Genomic DNA, 3,478 nt, shown 5'->3' on the forward strand with positions numbered 1-3,478 from the left:
GGCCGAGGACGAATGCCCGGACGTACGGCGCCGACTCGCGCACAACCCCAACGTGCCCCTCGACGTCCTCGTTCGCTTCATCGCCACCAAGAAAATCGGCCCCACCCTGCTACCCCGCGTCGAGGCCGCGTCCCCGGCCGAGGTCGGGAAACTGGCCCACTCGACCGACTCGACCGTACGGATGCTCGTGGCCCTGCGCCGCGACCTGCCCGCTGAGATACGCGACGCCCTCGCCACCGACCCCGACGCGAAGGTGGTCAAGAGCATCGCCCCGCACCCCGGCCTCTCCGAGGCGCGACTGCGGGCCATGGTCGACCGGCACGGAGTCGGGGTCCTGGCGGCGGTGGCGGCCAACCCGGACGCGTCCGGGGCACTCCTGGAACACCTCGCCCACCACCGTCCGCCGGTGCACAAGGCGTTCCTCGAAATCGCCGCCCACCCCCACGCGACCCCGCGGGCCCTGCTCGCCTGCCTGACGGACGGCCAGGCGAGGCCCATTGCCGCGGGCCATCCGGCCCTCCCGCCCCAGGTGATCGTAGAGTTGCTCGCCGACGATGACGGTCATGTGGCGAAGGCGGCGGCGGGCAATGCTTCGCTGCCGGGTGCGGTGATGCGAAATCTGGTGCCTTAGAAGTCGTCTCATTTGGCGAGTCGGCGGTAGCAGATGAGGGTGCAAGCGATGCTGGTGAAGGCCAGGAAGTGTTCGGCTTTGCGCTCGTAGCGGCGGTGGAGTCGGCGGCTGCCGGCGAGCCAGGCCATCGTGCGTTCGATGGTCCAGCGGTGTCGGCCCAGGCGTGTGGATGACTCGATGCCCTTACGGGCGATGCGGTGGCGGACGCCTCGCTTGCGGAGCCATCGCCGCAGGTGGTCGTAGTCGTAGCCCTTGTCCGCGTGCAGCTTGGCGGGGCGGCGTCGGCGGGGTCCGCGGCGGGAGCGGATCGGCGGGATACCGCGGACGAGTGGTTCGAGTGCCTGGCTGTCGTGGAGGTTCGCGCCGGAGATGCCGATCGAGAGGGGCAGACCGGTTCGCTCGGTGATCAAGTGGATCTTCGAGCCCTTCTTGCCCCTGTCGACAGGATTCGGACCTGTCAGGTCCCCCCTTTCAGGGCCCGCATGTTCACCGAGTCAATCGCACACCGGGACCAGTCCAGTTCGCCGCGGGAACCGAGTTCGTCCAGGACCAGGCGGTGGAGCTTGGCCCACACCCGGGCCTTGCTCCATTCGGTGAACCGGCGGTGGGCCGTCGGGCCCGATGGCCCGAAAGATGGGGGCAGCTGCCTCCACGTGCAGCCTGACGTGGCCACGAAGACGATCGCCGCCAGCACCTCGCGGTCCCCGTACCGTCGTCGGCCACGGCCCTGCGGCCGCGACGGAGCAGGCGGCACGACCCGCTCGAACAGATCCCACAACTCATCCGGCACCAGACGCTCAACGATCCCCACGACGGCAGACTATCGAACAGTCCAAATGAGATGACCTCTTAGCGGTCGGCTCCGTAAGTCCTTCGGGGGTTGATCATGTAGCTGGCTCGGCGGAGGATTCTTCGTGGTGATCGGTGGTGTGCCGGTCGAGCCTGGCCAGCAGATCGTCCAGGTTGGAAGTGGTGAACTTCCACTGGAACGGCTGTGCTGTGGCGTTGTAGCGGTCTTCGAAGGCCCCAAGCCGGTCGGCGACCTGGGCGAGGTCGGTGAAGTCGTTGGGTGAGACGACCTTGCGCTGTACGACGGAGAAGGAGATCTCCACCTGGTTCAACCACGAAGCATGCACGGGGGTGTGGACCATCACCGCGTTGGGGAAGGCGGCGGCCAGGCGGTCGGCGGCCTTCTTGCCGCGGTGGGAGGAGCCGTTGTCCACGATCCAGAACACGCGCGTCGCGCTGGCGTAGGGCTCGGTGCTCATGACCTGGGCGACCAGGTTCATGAACGGGTCGATGCCGGTGCGTGGCTCGGTGCGGCCGGACACTTTCGCGGCGTGGACGTCGTAGGCGGCGAGGTAGTCCAGGGCGCCGCCGCGTCCGTAGGTGTGGTTGACGCGTATCGCGCGGGCCTGGCCGGGGGTGAGGGTGGGGTGGCAGCGGCAGCGGGCCTGGATGGAGGTCTTCTCGTCCGCGCTGATGACGTACTCGTCCTCGCCGAGCCGGACGCCTCGCCAGGTGCGGGCGTACAAGCCGAGCACCCGCTCGGCCTTGGTCCGGAAGCCGGGGTCGGTGATGAAGATCCAGGACTGGTGCTGCCAGGGCTGGGACATGACGGTGGGGCGGCACCAGGCCGCCCCACCGAACCCCCGTTGCCCGATCGGCTCGCTCAGCGCAGGAGCGCGCCGAAGCGGGCGCCCGTGGCGGGCGCCGAGAGGTCGCCGGCGCCGAACGCGAGGGACGAGGTGGCCGTGAGACCGGTTGCCGTGCCGCGCAGCACCCAGACCGCGCCGTTCCAGCTGTTCTCGGCCAGGGAACCGGCCGCGAGGTCGGCGTGGCCGTCACCGTCGACGTCCAGCAGCGCGCTGCTCGCGCCGAACTGGTCGTCGTTCTCGGCGACTCCGGGTACCCCGGCGGTGTCTTGGTGGAAGGTCTGCGTACCGGCGCCCGTGACACCGGAGGCGCTGCCGGGGACCAGGGCGACGGACCCGGCGTCGGTGATGCCGCCGATGTCCTCGCCCGGGATGCCGAGCGCGATGTCGCCGAAGCCGTCACCGTTGACGTCTGCCACCGAGACCGTGGAGCCGATCCCGTCGCCCTCCTCCTCCACGCCGGGGAAGCCGGGCAGGTCCTGGTCGAAGGTCTGTACGCGCTCCTCGGACAGGCCGGAGGCCGACCCGAACGCGATCTGGACCTTGCCGCCGTTCCAGTAGTTGCCCACCACGACGTCGTCGAACCCGTCGTTGTTCACGTCCCCGATGCCGGTGCCCGTACCGGTCGCCGTGCCGTCCGCGGGGACCCAGCCGCTGGTGAAGCCCGTGCTGCCGCCGCCGAGGAACAGACGGTTGCCCCACTGGCCGTCGCCCGCGTACTTCCAGGCGACGATGTCGTCCTTGCCGTCGCCGTTGACGTCGCCGGTCCGGGTGGAGCGGATGGGCCCGCTGATCGAGTCGCCGTCCTCCTGGCAGCCGCCGTTGGTGGCGCAGGACGCGTCGTTGGCGTCATAGCCCCACCAGTCGGCCTTGTCCAGCAGCGGCAGGGTGGCGGTGGGCTGTCCGGCACGGGTGACCGGGCCCTTCCACACGGTGGCGTCGCCGCTCGCCGGGTCGTCGCCCGCGCCGGATAGGTAGGAGAACAGGGCGAGGTCCGTCTTGCCGTCGCCGTCGAAGTCGCCGGTCGTGGGGGACTGCCCGTACCCGGGTATGGCCGTGCCGCCGGTGAGTCCGGAGGCGGAGCCCCAGAGGATGACGGAGCCGGGACTGCCGCCCGAGATCACCAGGTCGCTGAAGCCGTCGCCGTCCATGTCGCCCTTGGTGAAGTTGGTCCCGAAGCGCTGGTTCGCGG

3 protein-coding genes and 1 pseudogene are annotated in these 3,478 nt (G+C 69.9%); 1 reads left to right on the plus strand and 3 read right to left on the minus strand.

Annotated features, from left to right (window positions below):
• A pseudogene (locus tag ACFU5F_RS42135) lies at positions 1-631 on the plus strand (hypothetical protein); the annotation flags it as partial.
• An 8-nt stretch (positions 632-639) separates the two neighbouring features.
• Here the strand turns inward: ACFU5F_RS42135 and ACFU5F_RS42140 are convergent.
• From ACFU5F_RS42140 to ACFU5F_RS42150, 3 genes are all read right to left on the minus strand, one after another.
• A protein-coding gene (locus ACFU5F_RS42140) for an IS5 family transposase (RefSeq protein ID WP_383898968.1) occupies positions 640-1,436 on the minus strand; the annotation gives its coding sequence in 2 pieces (ribosomal slippage) (positions 640-1,103 and positions 1,103-1,436; 798 coding nt in all).
• A 79-nt stretch (positions 1,437-1,515) separates the two neighbouring features.
• Positions 1,516-2,247, minus strand: coding sequence for a transposase (locus ACFU5F_RS42145; protein WP_383898964.1), 732 nt, complete (start codon positions 2,245-2,247; stop codon positions 1,516-1,518).
• Between the two features lie 56 nt (positions 2,248-2,303).
• Positions 2,304-3,478 (minus strand): FG-GAP and VCBS repeat-containing protein (locus tag ACFU5F_RS42150; protein ID WP_383898966.1); only part of this gene is annotated, 1,175 nt, incomplete at its 5' end.

Source organism: Streptomyces sp. NPDC057438 (assembly GCF_042802995.1).
In the GTDB taxonomy this organism is placed as follows: domain Bacteria; phylum Actinomycetota; class Actinomycetes; order Streptomycetales; family Streptomycetaceae; genus Streptomyces.